This is a genomic window from Flavobacterium sp. FG139, assembly GCF_057809695.1.
Map to the genome: position 1 here is coordinate 129,003 of NZ_JBMDKL010000004.1, position 16,588 is coordinate 145,590.

General features: G+C 35.8%; 13 protein-coding genes and 1 riboswitch. Of the genes, 2 read left to right on the top strand and 11 right to left on the bottom strand.

Annotated elements, in window-relative coordinates; translation table 11 throughout:
- Positions 1 to 65 precede the first annotated feature (65 nt).
- From ACODSI_RS04875 to ACODSI_RS04895, 5 genes are all read right to left on the bottom strand, one after another.
- Positions 66 to 1,151 (bottom strand): chorismate mutase, encoded by a 1,086-nt coding sequence (locus ACODSI_RS04875; RefSeq protein WP_488915726.1) that lies wholly within the window; start codon positions 1,149 to 1,151, stop codon positions 66 to 68.
- An 86-nt stretch (positions 1,152 to 1,237) separates the two neighbouring features.
- Entirely contained in the window at positions 1,238 to 2,077 is an 840-nt protein-coding gene (locus tag ACODSI_RS04880) for a prephenate dehydrogenase (protein ID WP_488915727.1), read from the bottom strand.
- A 104-nt stretch (positions 2,078 to 2,181) separates the two neighbouring features.
- A complete protein-coding gene (locus ACODSI_RS04885; RefSeq protein ID WP_488915728.1) occupies positions 2,182 to 3,327 on the bottom strand; it encodes a pyridoxal phosphate-dependent aminotransferase in 1,146 nt (381 codons plus the stop codon).
- 218 nt (positions 3,328 to 3,545) lie between these two features.
- Positions 3,546 to 4,373: a prephenate dehydratase gene (locus tag ACODSI_RS04890; protein WP_488915729.1), complete on the bottom strand. Its 828-nt coding sequence runs from the start codon at positions 4,371 to 4,373 to the stop codon at positions 3,546 to 3,548.
- Between the two features lie 245 nt (positions 4,374 to 4,618).
- Positions 4,619 to 5,542: a M28 family metallopeptidase gene (locus ACODSI_RS04895; protein WP_488915730.1), complete on the bottom strand. Its 924-nt coding sequence runs from the start codon at positions 5,540 to 5,542 to the stop codon at positions 4,619 to 4,621.
- A gap of 120 nt (positions 5,543 to 5,662) precedes the next feature.
- On the opposite strand from ACODSI_RS04895, the gene gldA reads away from it, so the two are divergent.
- Positions 5,663 to 6,565, top strand: a complete 903-nt coding sequence (gldA, locus tag ACODSI_RS04900) for a gliding motility-associated ABC transporter ATP-binding subunit GldA (RefSeq protein ID WP_488915731.1) — start codon at positions 5,663 to 5,665, stop codon at positions 6,563 to 6,565.
- Between the two features lie 153 nt (positions 6,566 to 6,718).
- Here the strand turns inward: gldA and ACODSI_RS04905 are convergent, their stop codons facing one another.
- The 6 genes from ACODSI_RS04905 to ACODSI_RS04930 form a co-directional block, all read right to left on the bottom strand.
- Positions 6,719 to 7,468 (bottom strand): head GIN domain-containing protein, encoded by a 750-nt coding sequence (locus tag ACODSI_RS04905; protein WP_488915732.1) that lies wholly within the window; start codon positions 7,466 to 7,468, stop codon positions 6,719 to 6,721.
- Positions 7,469 to 7,472: 4 nt separating this feature from the next.
- Positions 7,473 to 8,561 (bottom strand): acyloxyacyl hydrolase, encoded by a 1,089-nt coding sequence (locus tag ACODSI_RS04910; RefSeq protein WP_488915733.1) that lies wholly within the window; start codon positions 8,559 to 8,561, stop codon positions 7,473 to 7,475.
- Positions 8,562 to 9,040: 479 nt separating this feature from the next.
- Positions 9,041 to 9,997, bottom strand: coding sequence for a methylenetetrahydrofolate reductase [NAD(P)H] (gene metF, locus ACODSI_RS04915; protein ID WP_488915734.1), 957 nt, complete (start codon positions 9,995 to 9,997; stop codon positions 9,041 to 9,043).
- Positions 9,998 to 10,073: 76 nt separating this feature from the next.
- Positions 10,074 to 12,770, bottom strand: coding sequence for a methionine synthase (metH, locus tag ACODSI_RS04920; RefSeq protein WP_488915820.1), 2,697 nt, complete (start codon positions 12,768 to 12,770; stop codon positions 10,074 to 10,076).
- A gap of 57 nt (positions 12,771 to 12,827) precedes the next feature.
- Entirely contained in the window at positions 12,828 to 13,835 is a 1,008-nt protein-coding gene (locus tag ACODSI_RS04925; RefSeq protein ID WP_488915735.1) for a homocysteine S-methyltransferase family protein, read from the bottom strand.
- A 72-nt stretch (positions 13,836 to 13,907) separates the two neighbouring features.
- Positions 13,908 to 14,011, bottom strand: a riboswitch (SAM riboswitch).
- 149 nt (positions 14,012 to 14,160) lie between these two features.
- The gene (locus ACODSI_RS04930) at positions 14,161 to 15,066 is read right to left on the bottom strand and encodes a T9SS type A sorting domain-containing protein (RefSeq protein ID WP_488915736.1); all 906 of its coding nucleotides are present in this window, start codon (positions 15,064 to 15,066) and stop codon (positions 14,161 to 14,163) included.
- A gap of 219 nt (positions 15,067 to 15,285) precedes the next feature.
- Between ACODSI_RS04930 and metK the strand changes: the two genes are divergently transcribed.
- Positions 15,286 to 16,536 (top strand): methionine adenosyltransferase, encoded by a 1,251-nt coding sequence (gene metK / locus ACODSI_RS04935; RefSeq protein ID WP_488915737.1) that lies wholly within the window; start codon positions 15,286 to 15,288, stop codon positions 16,534 to 16,536.
- The last annotated feature ends 52 nt before the right edge of the window (positions 16,537 to 16,588 follow it).

Here is a 16,588-nt window from a genome sequence, read left to right on the forward strand (position 1 = left end):
AAAATTACGAATTATGCATGGCAAAATTACAACTAATTTACAATACATAATTCGTAATTCAATATTTATAATTGATTAAATATTTTCTCTTGATGCGTAATACTTTCTTGGTGAATCGCTTTAAAAAATTGCACTATAAACGCTTCACTTAGTCCTTTTTGGCTTCCTTCTAAGATCATTTTATCCAATACTTCATTCCAACGTTTGTTTTGCAATACGGCTACATTTTTCTCTTTTTTCAAAGCACCAATATCTTCGGCAACTTTCATTCTTTTACCAATAACATCCAATAATTTCACATCAAATTCATCTATTTTTCCACGAAGCACATTCAATCGTTGTTGGTAATCGTCGGCATCATCGGTTTCTTTTCTGATGGTCAAATCGAAAATAATTTTCTTCAAACGCTCTGGCGTAACTTGTTGGGCGGCGTCACTCCAAGCATTATCGGGATCAATATGGGTTTCAATAATCATTCCGTCGTAATTCAAATCCAAGGCTTCTTGCGTCACTTGAAAAATCATATCGCGATTTCCTGTAATGTGTGATGGATCAATAATCAAAGGCAAATCGGGAAATCTATGTTGGAAGTCAATGGCAATTTGCCACTCCGGATTGTTTCTGTATTTGGTTTTTTCATAGGTTGAAAATCCTCTGTGAATGATGCCTAATTTTTTAATTCCTGCATTATACAAACGTTCTACACCACCAATCCACAACGCTAAATCAGGATTTACTGGATTTTTTACCAATACAATTTTATTAGTATTTTGCAATGCATCGGCAATTTCTTGAACGGCAAATGGATTTACGGTGGTGCGTGCCCCAATCCACAACACGTCGATATCATATTCTAAAGCTAATTTTACGTGAGCCGCATTAGCCACTTCAACAGCCATTAACAAACCCGTTTCAGCTTTGGCTTTTTGCAACCATTTCAACCCAATTTCACCAACACCTTCAAATCCACCCGGACGCGTTCTTGGTTTCCAAATACCCGCTCTAAAAATAGACACTTTAGAATCTTTCAATTCGTGTGCAATTTTCAATACTTGTTCTTCGGTTTCGGCACTACATGGCCCAGCGATTACAATTGGATGTGGCAAATTAAAATCATTCAACCACGTTCTCATTTCTTTGTTATTTTCCATTTTTTTTTAATTTGAGAGAAAAGAAGCAAGAAAAAAGAGAAAAGACTAAACTGTAAATCTTGCATCTTTCTTCTTGTCTCTAGTATCTATTTCAATATTTCTTTTATTCTATTCGTATTTTGCATTTCGTTAAAAACAGCTTCGTAATTATCATTCTCAAGTAATTCCTTAAAATGAGTTAAATTCTCAATATACTCTTCTAATGACTTGACTACTTGTTTTTTATTTTGTTTAAAAATGGGAGTCCACATGGCTGGTGAACTTTTGGCTAAACGCACCGTACTTTCAAATCCAGAACCTGCCATGTCAAAAATATCTTGTTCATCTTTCTCTTTCTCAATGACGGTTTTTCCGAGCATAAACGAACTGATGTGCGACAAATGCGATACATAAGCAATGTGTTTATCATGTGATTTCGGATCCATGTATCGAATACGCATTCCGAGTTTTTTAAATAAATCCATGCCTTTTTCTTGCAATTTGAAAGTTGTTTTTTCTACCTCACAAATGATGTTGGTTTTTCCTTCAAACAAACCTTTGACAGCTGCTTTGGGTCCAGAAAACTCCGTTCCTGCAATGGGATGACACGCCATAAAATTTCTTCTTTTCGGATGATTTTCCAGCGCTTCACAAATAGGCAATTTGGTGGAACCAACGTCAAAAACCAAGGTTTGTTCACCTATTCTATTCAAAATTTCCGGCAAAATTACTAAACCCACATCAACTGGCACCGAAACAATCACTAAATCTGCGTTAATTAAATCATTTTCAGTAGCTTTTTCGTCAATAATTCCGAGTTGCATAGCTTCCTCCAAATGCTTTTCGTTAGTATCAATCCCGAAAACTTTTGCCGCATCATAAATGGTCTTGATGTCTAATGCCATCGAGCCGCCAATTAATCCCGTTCCTGTAATAAATACTTTCATGTTTTATTTATTTTTTTAATTTCAAAAATCAAACTTTAATAATTTAGAAAATTTTCAATCTATTTTTATTGACTTTTGCTATTGATTTTTGCTATTGATTTTTGTCATTGAAATCTTTTTATTGCTTCTAGAATATTTTCTTCTTTTACACACAATGAAAATCTAATGTAACCTTCGCCGTTACTACCAAAAATAGTTCCTGGTGTTAGGAAAATGTATTTATCATACAAGAGATTATCAATGAATTGTTCCGATTGAATTCCGATTGGTAATTTTGCCCAAACGAACATTCCAACAGCATTATTATCGAAAGTACACTTCATTTTTTCGGCTAATTCAAAAATCAAATTTCTTCTTTTGGTGTAAATTTCATTCTGACTTTCAAACCAATCTTTCCCTAATTTTAAGGCAGCAATGGCGCCTTTTTGAATGCCATAGAACATACCCGAATCCATATTACTTTTTACTTTCAACACGGCATCAAGTAGCGTTGCATTTCCTGAAACCATTCCCACTCGCCAACCAGCCATGTTGAAGGTTTTGCTTAAGGAATTCAATTCTAAAGCAATTTCTTTAGATCCTTCTATTTGAAAAATAGACAACGGATTGTCGTTCAAAACAAAACTATATGGATTGTCATTGACAATTAAAATGTCATGCTTCTTTCCAAAATCGATTATCTTTTGATACAATTCTAAAGTAGCATTCGCGCCAGTAGGCATGTGCGGATACCCCACCCACATCAATTTCACTTTTGATAAATCGGTTTTTTCTAAGGCTTCGAAATCGGGTTGCCACATATTCTCTTCTTTCAAATCGTAATATATGGCTTTAGCTTGCACCAATTCGGTTACCGATGCATAGGTTGGATAGCCCGGATTGGGAATCAAAACGGCATCACCTTCATTTAAAAAAGCCAATGAAATGTGCATAATTCCTTCTTTAGAACCCATTAATGGGAGTATTTCCGAATTGAAATCCAAGTCAACATCAAACTGGTTTTTATAAAAATGAGCAAAACCTTGACGTAATTCGGGCAAACCTTGATAACTTTGGTATTCGTGGGCTTTATCATCAAACATTGCGTTTTGAATCGCTTCAATTACCGTAGGATGTGGTGCCAAATCAGGGCTTCCAATTCCCATATTGATAATCGGTTTTCCTTCCGCCATTAGTTGTCTTACTTCTTTCAATTTTCGTGAGAAGTAGTATTCTTGAACGGTTTCTAGTCTTTTTGCTGTATGTATCATTTTAATTTTACCACGGATTCGGATTGTTAATTTTTAACCACATAGAAACATAGATTTCATTTTCTCATAGAGCTGCTTCGCTTGACCTGCGTTTTCATCGCTATGTAGAACGAAAATCAAAATCTATTTTTTCTACCACAGATTTAACAGATTATACGGATTTTCACTGATTGAATTTTGATATTGAATTTGATTTTTGAATTTGATTTTTGAATTTGTTATTGCTTTTTGTTATTGTATTCTCCTAAAACCTTAAAATGATTGGTCATGATTTCTAAAATTTTAGTCGCTTTTTCATAATGCTTGTACTTTTCAAAAACGACATCCACAAAAAACGAATATTGAAATGGCGTTTCTATGATGGGCATCGATTGAATTTTGGTTAAGTTCAATTTGCAATTGGTCATTACATTTAAAACAGTTGCCAAACTTCCTGGCGTGTCGTCCAATTCAAATTTTAAAGAGGCTTTGTTGATTTGCTCTTTTGAAACTTGACTTCCTTCTTTACTGATAATAAAAAAACGTGTCATGTTGTTGTTTACGGTCTGAATTTCGGGTGCAATGATTTCTAAATCATACAATTCGGCTGCGACTTTACTACCAATAGCCGCGATGTTCTTTAACTGATTCTGATGAATTCTACGCGCGGTTTCGGCGGTATCTTTATCTTCTACCAATTTAATCTGCGGATGTTTTTTCAAGAATTCCATACATTGCAACAGCGCCATTGGATGCGAATGCACTTCTTGGATTTGATCAAATCGTTGGTCTTTTAGCACCATCAAATTCTGAATTATATCCAAATAATACTCGCCTATAATGTGAAAATTATTATAGTCAATCAGCGCATAATTTGGAATAATAGAACCTGCAATAGAATTCTCGATTGCCATTACCGCCAGTTGCGATTGGTTGCTATTCAAACTATCGGCAAGTGCTTCAAACGACAAACATTCGTCTATAGCAACATTTTCTTGAAAATATTCTAAAGCTACTTGATGGTGAAATGAGCCTTTAATTCCTTGTATGGCTATTTTTTCTTTCATTATATTCAAAAAAAAATCCCGATTTGCATCGGGATTTGTATATCTATGTTTTAACTTTTTACTTTTTTACATAACACAATACCAATCCCTTTCTCTGTCCGAAGAAGAAATAAAAGAAATAGTTGTAATATGTTGTGAATTTTGTATTCATTATTGTTTTATGTTTTGCTAAAGTAGCAAAAAATGTCAAACCATTACAAAAAAATTAAAAAAAATTACGAAATCGATTACGTATAAATAAAACTTTATAGTTTTTTTACACGAGTTGGCGTATCGGTTCCGTTAACAATGGTTTCCGAACTCAATGCAATGGCTTTGATTATTTCGGTCATGTTGTCTAAATCTAAGGTCGAAACTTCGTCACTCAACTGGTGGTAATTGGGTTCCGAATCCATTTTAGACGTAGAAATAGTATGTGCAGGAACACCCAAAGCGGCTAATTGTGCATTATCAGAACGGTAAAACAACTGTTCCGCTGGATAAGGATCGGGATAGAACTTGAAGTTAGTATCTTTTAGGTTATTTTGTAAAATAGTTCCGAAATTAGATTTTTCAAAACCCGTGATGTAGGCTGAATTGCGTATCCATCTACTTTCGGTACCAATCATTTCGATATTGAACATTGCGATTACTTTATCGGCATCCATGTTTTTAGAAAAATATTTCGAGCCATAACCCCCAACTTCTTCACCGGTAAAGGCCACAAAAATCAAGGTTCTTTCGTTGTTATTTAATTCCTTGAAATACTTTGCCAATGCAATAACCGCCGTTACTCCAGACGCATCGTCGTTGGCTCCATTGTAAACCGTATCATCACCAGAACTCTTTATTCCTAAATGGTCGTAATGCGCTGAAAAAACCACAAATTCTTCGGGTTTAGATTTTCCTTTAAGAATGCCTATTACATTGTTTGCTGGCTTTCCTTTGGCTTGAAATTCTTGTCTATAATTAGTAAGATTATCAAAATGAGAAAGCCCGATAGCTGTAAATTCTTTTTCAATAAAAGCGGAAGCTGAATCAATTCCGGGAGTAAAAATTTCTCTTCCTTGCATTTTATCAGAAGCCAAAGCGGTTTCTATTCTGACAATTTCCTCTTTTTGAATGGTAGGTTTTTGTTGTGCTTGGGTTAAAAATCCAAAAAATAATACGGCTAATAATTGCTTTTTCATGTATAAATTAATTAAGGTGGTTGTTAGAATTCTCAAATTTAAAATTATTTTGAAGGAATCTGTTATGAAAAACAATAATTCAAAAATATTTCTGTTTACATTTGCTACAAATATCAAGTTATGTCTATAGAAGTTCAAAATATTTCCAAAAATTATGGTGCTCAAAAAGCACTAGACAATGTTACTTTTTCGGTAAAAAAAGGAGAAATCGTTGGATTTTTAGGTCCGAATGGCGCTGGAAAATCGACCTTGATGAAAATTTTGACCACTTATATTAATGCCGATGAAGGCAAAGCTTCGGTGAATGGAAATGATGTTACCGAAAACCAAAAAGCGGTACAACTTTCGGTAGGTTATTTGGCAGAACACAATCCGTTGTATTTGGATTTGTATGTGCGTGAGTATTTAGAATTCAATGCCGATGTGTATAAAGTGGCTAAATCACGTATTGAAGAAGTTATTGCGTTGACTGGTCTAACGCCTGAAAGTCATAAAAAAATTGGACAATTATCTAAAGGATACCGCCAGCGTGTAGGTTTAGCAACGGCTTTGTTGCACAATCCTGATGTGCTGATTTTGGACGAACCCACCACTGGTCTAGACCCCAATCAATTGGTGGAAATTAGAAATGTGATTAAAAACGTTGGGAAGAACAAAACCGTTTTTCTTTCGACACACATTATGCAAGAGGTAGAAGCGATTTGTGACCGAGTGATTATCATCAATAACGGCAAAATTGTTACCGACAAAAAATTGGACAAACTGGTTTCGGAGGTTACAGAACAAGTAATTGAAGTTGAATTTGACAAACCAATAAACGAAACGTTATTTGCAAAATTAGCCGATTTAAAATCGTATACCAACACCCATAATAATGTTTGGGAACTCACTTTTGAAACTGAAAACGACTGCCGTTCTTCGGTATTTGACTTTGCTCATGACAATGGTTTGAAAGCCCTTCAAATTAATTTGAAAAGCAAAAACTTAGAAACCATTTTTAGAGAGAAAACGTCTAAAAAATAACTTTAGCACCTTAGCCCTGATGGTAGTGAAAAGCTTTTTGAAAAGATAAGCCTATTTTTTGTTGCGGTAAAAAAGCGACCTTAGAAGCTCTTTTTACAGCTTACAAAAATGGCTTGGCATGAAAAAACTTGAAACGGACAGCAGGATGGGCTTCTAATTATAAATCACATGCCCTTGGTACAATTGCTGTACATCGACTATTGGCGGATTGTTTTTTAAGATGATATCGCCTGTACTCAACATCTTTCCCGTAATGCTTTGAATGGGACGAACAATCATGTCGTTGGAACCTCTGTGGTACACTTTGATGGTTTGAGCCGTTAAGTTTTGAGCATCTATTCGGCCATCACCTGCGTATAAATTCAGTAAGGCTTCAACCGTATTTCCGGTAATGTAATAACGAGATACGTTGTTGTTTTCAATAACTAACTGACCGTTATTAAGGTTGATAAAGAAATCGCCTGTGCCTGCGCCATCTTCACCATCGCCATCTTTGTCTAGAGCGAAAAGTCGTAAAATTGGATACGTTAAAACACCATTAGAACTGATATTTCGTTCGGTTTTGGAGTAAATATCTTCGAGATTGGGAGCTGTTATGTACACGGTTGTTTGCCCGTATTCACGCAACCAATTGCAGGTCGTATTGTCTTTTAAAACCAATTGATTATCCACTTGAGTGACTTCAATATTATCGATTAGATTGCTGCCCGACTGCACTTCGACTTTATAATCTGGGCCTTGAGTGATGACCAGCGCAATGCCACGGTAGACTTTTATTCGGGTAAATGGCGAAACGGGAATGCTTCGCGTGACCATATCTCCGGTGCTTTCAAAACATTCGCTTGGCTTTTCACAAGACGTCAAAACCAAAACTAAACTTATAAATACAAACAGTTTCTTCATAATTTTATAATCTAACTCCAACACCAAATTCTAACGCTTCTGCCAAAAACATGTGCGTTTTTACCGAAAAACTGGCAAACAATTTTGGATTAATATGATATTTAAACCCAACGCGATCGTAAATCGCGATGTCATTTACAAAAGGTCGGTATACATAATAGCCCACTTGAGCCTCAAGCGAAATTCGGTTGACAAATAATTCATATCCCACAAAAACCCCTACCCGTTTATAATCGGTATTGGGATTGATATTCAATTCGGGAAAGGCTACCGATTTATATTTGATAAAATCTTTGAACGAATTGGTTAAAAACAAATCGGTTCCCAATTGCAACGCGCTTTTGCGATTGAAACGCTTGTCTACAAAAAAACCAATGTGGTAAAACGGATGTTGTCCGCTGCCGATTACAGGACTTTCGTTAAATCCGCTGCGAATTACAAAATTATACTTGATGGGTTCCTTAAAACTTTTCTTCACTAAAGCCGTATCTACCGCTTTATTCGCCACTTTAGAGAAGTCGTAATTCACACCCACATTCAGCAAAAACGAATTGATACCGCTGTTAGGTGATTTGGTTCTACCGTTAGAAAAATGGGTAAATAAGAATCCGGCTTGCAATCCAAATTTATCCAAAAGATGTTCTTTTTTATAAAACAAACCAATGTTGGTATTGGCCATTAAGGTAGACCCAAAAGCTTTGTTTTTGCTGTTTTCTACTTTATCATACGGATTAGTAGCGTAGCCAATACCTTGCGATAATTTGAGTTCGAGATTGCGGTTTAGAAAGTAAAAATTGTACAAAACTCCAGCTGCATAGACCTTTCCTAAAAAATCGTTATTGTAGTTTTGATATTCGAAATATACGCCATAATCTGGGAAATTATACGCCGAATGCCATTCGTCTTTACCGTGCGTTTGCTTTAAAAAACTCAACATCACGCCATCCGCATGTCCTTGCAAATGGTATAAATCTTTGGTGTGTGGCAATACATTTCCGCGCAAAAATGACACTTCTAAAGCATTGGAATCCTCATTTTCTTGAGCAAATACAGCCACGGAAAAGAAGCACAATAGAAAACATAAGTTCCTCATTCTACAATATTAAGTGGCACAAATATAACAGAATAAGTTTAGGATTTCTATAATTTTTGAAGCGATTGGTTTGGGTTCTTTTGCCTACCATTTTCCTGCTGTTCGTTATATTTTTACACCAGTCAGGTTTTAATAACCTGACTGGTGTAAAAGATACCACTGCCATCAGGGCTAGTTAGTAGTTGTCTTTTGTAAAAATAAATTACATTTGAGAAAATATTTTATGGAAAACTTAAAAACAAATATTATAACGGTTGTATTAATTGAGATACTAGTAGGATTGATTAGTATCTATACCAATTCTTCTACTTTGATTCCATTTATAATTATTGGAGCTTTTTCTATCAATATTACATCTGTTGTATTATTGATAAAACACAAACCAAAAGGGTACATTTACCTTAGCTTATTTTTGTTGTTTTTAGTCTTTTTTCCGATACTATTTTTCTTCTATGCACTAAGCAAAGTGCAATGCTAATTTAAAATATCTCTTTAGCAATTGCCTTAATATTTTCCGCTTTCCCCATCGAATAATAATGCAACACCGGAATTCCAGCCGCCACTAATTCTTTACTTTGAGCAATACACCATTCAATTCCGATTTGCTTTACAGCATCGTTGTCTTTGGCTTTGACTACTGCCATAATCAAATCGTCTGGCAACTCAAGACTAAAGCGGTGCGGAATCAAATTCAGTTGTTTTTTAGTAGCAATAGGTTTCAGTCCAGGAATAATAGGCACTGTAATTCCGGCTGTTCGGCATTTGTCCACAAAATCAAAGAATTTTTTATTGTCAAAAAACATTTGAGTAATAATGTAGTCGGCGCCATTTCTGATTTTTTCTTTCAAAAAATGAATATCACTATCCAAACTTGGCGCTTCCATGTGTTTTTCGGGATACCCAGCTACACCAATACAAAAGTTAGTTTTAGCCGAATTTTTCAAATCTTCATCCAAATAAATGCCGTTATTCAAATTGCTGATTTGCGTTACCAATTCGGTAGCATATTCATTTCCTTCTTTCTCTGGTTTGAAATAGGTTTCGTTTTTCAACGCATCACCACGAAGTGCTACGACATTATCAATACCTAAGAAATCCAAATCGATTAATAAGTTCTCGGTGTCTTCTTTGGTAAATCCACCACACAAGATATGCGGAATAGCATCGACCGAATATTTATTCTGAATTCCGGCACATATTCCAACCGTTCCAGGACGTTTCTTTACCACTTTCTTTTGCAATAAACCACTTGGCAATTCTTTGAATTCGTATTCTTCACGATGATAGGTTACGTCAATAAACGGCGGATTGAATTCCATTAACGGATCAATACTATCAAAAATAGATTGAATGTTTTGGCCTTTCAATGGTGGTAAAATTTCAAAAGAAAACAACGGTTTCCCTTGAGCGTTTTCGATATGTTGGGTTACTTTCATTTTTATGTCTTAAAGTTTGAAAGTCGAAAGTCGAAAGTCCTTTATAAACTTTATGACATTTGACTTTATGACTAATTTAATCTGCTATATTCGGCGCTAGCCATTTATTGGCCATTTCGGTAGAAATTCCTCTACGTTTGGCATAATCTATTACTTGATCTTCTTTAATTTTTCCCAATCCGAAATACTTGCTTTCTGGATTGGCAAAATAATAACCCGAAACGGATGCAGCAGGCCACATGGCCATACTTTCGGTTAAGGTCACTCCGATTTCTTGTTCTACATTGAGTAATTTCCAAATGGTTGGCTTTTCTAAATGGTCGGGACAAGCTGGATACCCTGGTGCAGGACGAATTCCTTTGTATTCTTCGGCAATTAAATCTTGGTTTGATAAATTCTCATCAGAAGCATAACCCCAAATTTCTTTACGTACTTTTAGGTGTAAATATTCGGCAAACGCTTCTGCTAAACGATCACCCAATGCTTTGACCAAAATCGAATTGTAATCGTCTAATTGTTTTTCAAATTCAGCTGCTTTTTCGTCTACTCCAAATCCGGTAGTGACACAAAAACACCCGATATAGTCTTGCTTCCCTGAATCTTTTGGCGCTATAAAATCGGCTAATGCTATGTTTGGTGCGCCTGCTGTTTTTTGAGATTGTTGACGTAACGTTAGAAAAGTTGTTGGTTGTCGGTTGTCGGTTATAGGTTGTACCTCAATATCATCATCGTTTACAGTATTGGCTGGAAATATTCCTAAAATTCCTTTGGCAGTTAACCAGTTTTCGGAAACAATTTGCTGCAACATTTCTTGTGCATCAGCAAATAAAGTGGTGGCTTGTTCGCCAACCACCTCATCGGTTAAAATAGCTGGAAATTTTCCGTGCAATTCCCACGATTGAAAAAAAGGTGTCCAATCGATAAAATCAACCAATTCTGAAAGCTCCACTTCCACGGTTTTCGTTCCGATGAAATTAGGTTTTATAGGATTGAAATTGTTCCAATCTAATGGCAATTTATTTTTACGAGCGTCTTCAATAGACAAGAAGTTTTTATCTCTGCTTCTACTCAAATAACCTTCTCTTAGTTTGTTGTATTCTTCCCGAATCGTTTTGGCATAATCAACTTTAGTTTCAGCTTGAAGCAAATTACTCGCTACCGTTACCGCACGCGAAGCATCGTTTACATGAACCACGGTCTCTTTATATTCTGGTGCAATTTTCACAGCGGTATGCGCTCTTGAAGTTGTTGCACCACCAATCATGATTGGAATTTTGATGTTGAGTTTATCCATTTCTTTGGCCAAATACACCATTTCATCTAATGAAGGCGTAATCAATCCGCTTAATCCAATAATATCTACATGGTGTTCTACGGCGGCCTGAATGATTTTTTCTGGTGGTACCATCACACCCAAATCGATAATTTCGAAGTTGTTGCACCCTAAAACTACCGCTACAATATTTTTCCCGATATCGTGTACATCGCCTTTTACAGTGGCCATCAACACTTTACCAGCTGAAGACGATTTTCCATCTTTTTGTGCTTCGATAAAAGGCAATAAATAGGCAACAGCTTTTTTCATAACACGAGCCGATTTAACCACTTGAGGCAAAAACATTTTTCCGCTTCCGAATAAATCACCTACCACATTCATTCCTGCCATCAAATTAATTTCGATAACATCGATGGCTTTTTCCGAAGTGGTTCTAGCTTCTTCTACATCTATTTCGATAAATTCGTCAATTCCTTTTACCAACGAATGTGTTAATCGTTCTTGAACCGAACCGTTACGCCACTCTTGAATTGCCTTTTCATTGGATTTGAAATCCCCTTTGAAACTTTCGGCCAAGTCTAACAATCGTTCGGTAGCATCGTCTCTTCTATTCAATAAAACATCTTCCACATGTTCTAATAAAATTGGATCAATTTCATCGTAAATCTCTAGCATTTCTGGGTTTACAATTCCCATTGTCATCCCATTTTTAATGGCGTGAAACAACAACGCCGAATGCATCGCTTCTCGCACTTTATCATTGCCTCGAAACGAAAACGACACATTACTTACCCCACCTGAAATTCCGGCATAAGGAAGATTTTCACGAATCCATTTGGTCGCTCTGAAGAAATCTATAGCGTTTAATTTGTGTTCGTCCATTCCGGTTGCTACCGGGAAGATATTCGGATCAAAGATGATGTCTTCGGCAGGGAAATGTACTTCATCAACTAAAATATCATAACTTCTTTTACAGATTTCGATACGTCTTTCGTAGGTATCGGCTTGACCGTCTTCGTCAAAAGCCATCACGATAACGGCGGCACCATAACGTTTGATCAATTTAGCATGATGAATGAAGGTTTCTTTTCCTTCTTTAAGTGAAATTGAATTCACAACGCCTTTTCCTTGAATGACTTTTAAACCCGCTTCAATAATTTCCCATTTGGAGCTATCAATCATCACAGGAACACGAGCAATATCGGGTTCAGCCGCAATAAGATTCAAAAATTTGGTCATGGCATAGACGCCATCCAACATTCCTTCGTCCATATTGACATCGATAATTTGAGCACCACCTTCCACTTGTTCTCTGGCTACAGAAAGTGCTTCTTCATATTTCTCTTCTTTAATCAGTCGAAGAAACTTACGTGAACCTGTCACATTAGTTCGTTCACCAACGTTGATGAAATTAGATTCTGGAGTTACAATAAGTGGCTCCAAACCTGATAATCTTAAATATTTTGTTTCTGACATTTTCTCTTCGGTTTGCCACAAAGGCACTAAGTCACTAAGTTTTATTTTTAAACACAGATTTCACAAATTGACACAGATTTAATTTGTGATAATTTGTGAAATTTGTGTTTGACTTTTTCTTGGCTTGAATTCTTTTGCCACTTCAGCAATAGCCTTAATATGTTCTGGTGTTGTACCACAACATCCGCCAATAATGTTGACCAAATTGTCTTGTAAATATTCTTTAATTAGGGCTTGCATTTCTAATGGCGTTTGATCGTATTGCCCAAAAGCATTAGGCAAGCCAGCATTAGGATGTGCCGAAATGTTAAGCTGTGTATTGTGAGCTAATCTTTTAAGATATGGTTTCAATTGATCGGCACCTAAAGCGCAATTGAATCCGATACTTAATAACGGAATGTGAGCAATAGAAATCAAAAAAGCTTCTACAGTTTGTCCCGAAAGCGTTCTTCCAGAAGCATCCGTAATCGTTCCAGAAACCATTACCGGTATATCAATATTGCGTGCTTCTTTTACTTCTTCGACAGCAAAAAGAGCCGCTTTAGCATTGAGTGTATCGAATATTGTTTCCACTAATAAAACATCGCAACCGCCATCAATAAGTGCTTCCACTTGTTGTTTGTAGGCAACACGCAAATCATCAAATGTAACTGCACGAAATCCTGGGTCGTTTACATCGGGTGACATCGATGCTGTTCTGTTGGTAGGTCCTATCGAACCTGCCACAAATCGGGGTCTATCGGTAAACTCATCAGCAACTTCTCGAGCAATTTTGGCAGATTCAAAGTTGAGTTCATAAACTAAATCTTCTAAGTGATAATCGGCCATACCTATTGTTGTTCCCGAGAACGTATTGGTTTCTACAATATCGGCACCCGCTTGAAAATACAAACGATGTACTTCCTTCACTGCTTGGGGTTGCGTGATAGAAAGCAGATCGTTGTTGCCTTTTAATGGATGAGGAAAATCTTTGAACCGATCACCACGGAAATCTTCTTCGAAGAAATTGTTTCTTTGAAGCATCGTTCCCATAGCACCGTCAAGGACCAGAATTCGCTCTTGAATAGCTTGTTGTATTTTTGACATATAAATAGCACACCCTTTAGGGTTATTAGTATTAATTATATGTTATCGTAGAAAGTGAGAGGAAATATCTCGTGGTTATCTTTGTTTGAATCTCAAACTAGAATGTAGCACCTTCTACAAGGGTAGGGTTGCTAAGCTTTCATCGGGTCTATTCCCTCGGGCTTTCGTGATAACAATCAATATGTTTATGAACACTGCAAAGTAATAACATAGAATTTAGATTTACAACAAAAAATTAAATTATGTTAAAAAAAAACAGCGAAAACGTTGTAATAAAAAAGGAGCTTAAAAATTAAGCTCCTTTTGAAATATTAATAAGTACTACTTATTTTTTGATAATTTTTGAAGTTCCAACTCCAGCTTCTGTTTGCACTTTTACAAAGTAAACTCCTGCATTTAAATCGGCAATGTTCACTTGAGCATTATCAGCTCCAGAAACATTCAATTCGTTAACAACTCTTCCATTGATATCAATTACTTTAATGTTTTCGATAGCGGTATTATTTTTTGCTGTTAAAGTAAAAATATCTTTTACAGGGTTTGGTTGAATTGAAAAGTTACTTGCAAAGAAATCTTGGTTACTTGCAGCAGGTCTGTCAACTGAAAAATCATCGATAGCAATAATATCTGAATTGTTACCGCTAGGACCACCACTAGTTACATAATATCTGAAAGCAAATTTTACATCTGTAGGACTAGACAATCCAGTTACAGTATATGAATACTGAGTCCATGTGAATGGATAATCTGTATCATTCAAAGTAGGATTTACTTCAACCAACAAATTGGTATAATCACCTACTGAAGTAACCGAAGTAGGATCTGCTGTAAAAGCACCGTTAGTACTCATTCTGAATTGAAGGTTGTCTGGATAAATAGTAGTAGTTCCATCGCCACCTTTACGTGTATAAAAAGACACAACATCTCCATTTTGAACAGTAATAACAGGAGTAAACAACCAGTTACTAATTGTTCCTGCTCCAGTAGTACTGTTATAATTTACTAAAATGTAAGAATTAGTTCCACCTGTATAACCACCACCAACGAATGCAGTATTAGCTGCGGTAGGAATTAAATAAGTAGAAGCACCAACAGGATTACTGCGATTAACCTGAGACCAACCTGCCGTTGCTAAATCGGCAGTTACACCACTAAAACCATAGTTGTACACATTGGTTTGCGCCACACCAAAAAAAGGTGTCAACAAAAATAAATAGAGTAATTTTTTCATCATAGATTGTTTTTTATAGTTAATTCAAAAACAAATATAAAAATAAAAATAAAAAAAATCTTTTAATACTTAAAAACTTTTCTAAATTTGCAAAAAAATTAGAGGAAAAATTTGAACTGATTGCAACCTCGTTAAAAAATGCTAAAGCAGAAACTCTCTTTAGCCATTCTTGCGGTCCTTTTTTTTCTTCTCAAAATAAATTTAAAAATAAATTATATTATGGCTTATTTATTTACGTCAGAATCAGTGAGTGAAGGACATCCAGACAAAGTAGCTGATCAAATTTCAGACGCATTAATTGACAATTTTTTAGCTTTTGATCCCGAATCAAAAGTAGCTTGTGAGACTCTAGTAACTACAGGACAAGTAATTCTTGCTGGTGAAGTAAAGTCGAATACCTATTTAGACGTTCAAACCATTGCTAGAGAAGTAATCAAGAAAATTGGTTATACCAAAAGCGAATATATGTTTGAAGCCAATTCTTGCGGTGTTTTATCAGCAATTCACGAGCAATCTGCCGACATCAATCAAGGTGTTGATAGAGCAAGCAAAGAAGAGCAAGGTGCTGGTGATCAAGGAATGATGTTTGGTTACGCTACTAACGAGACTGAGAATTACATGCCACTTGCATTGGATTTATCCCATGCTTTGTTGATTGAATTAGCCAATTTAAGAAGAGAAAATTCTGAAATTACGTATTTACGTCCAGATGCTAAATCACAAGTGACTTTAGAATATTCTGACGACAACAAACCACAACGTATTGATGCTATTGTAATTTCTACACAACATGATGATTTTGCTCCAGAAGCTGAAATGTTGGCGAAAATTAAAAGCGATTTGATTTCGATTTTGATTCCGAGAATTAAAGCAAAATACCCACAATATGCTCACTTTTTTAACGATGACATTACGTATCACATTAACCCAACTGGAAAATTCGTAATCGGAGGACCACACGGAGATACTGGATTGACTGGTAGAAAAATTATTGTGGATACTTATGGTGGAAAAGGAGCTCACGGTGGTGGTGCTTTTTCTGGAAAAGATCCAAGTAAAGTAGATAGAAGTGCTGCTTATGCTACGCGTCACATTGCTAAAAACTTGGTTGCTGCTGGATTGTGTGACGAAATTTTAGTACAAGTTTCGTATGCTATCGGAGTGGCAAAACCAACCTCAATTAATGTAGTTACTTATGGCACCTCTAAAGTTAATTTAACCGATGGAGAAATCAGCAAAAAAGTAGAAGCTATTTTTGATATGCGTCCTTATTTTATTGAGCAACGTTTAAAATTGAGAAACCCAATTTATAGTGAAACAGCGGCATACGGTCACATGGGAAGAAAACCAGAAACTGTAACCAAAACGTTTAAAACTCCAAACGGAGAAGAAAAAACAGTAACTGTTGAATTATTTACTTGGGAGAAATTAGATTTTGTAGACCAAGTAAAAAACGCTTTTAATTTGTAATATTTAAAAGATTGATAAAAAAAACCTGACTACTTCTAGTCAGGTTTTTGTT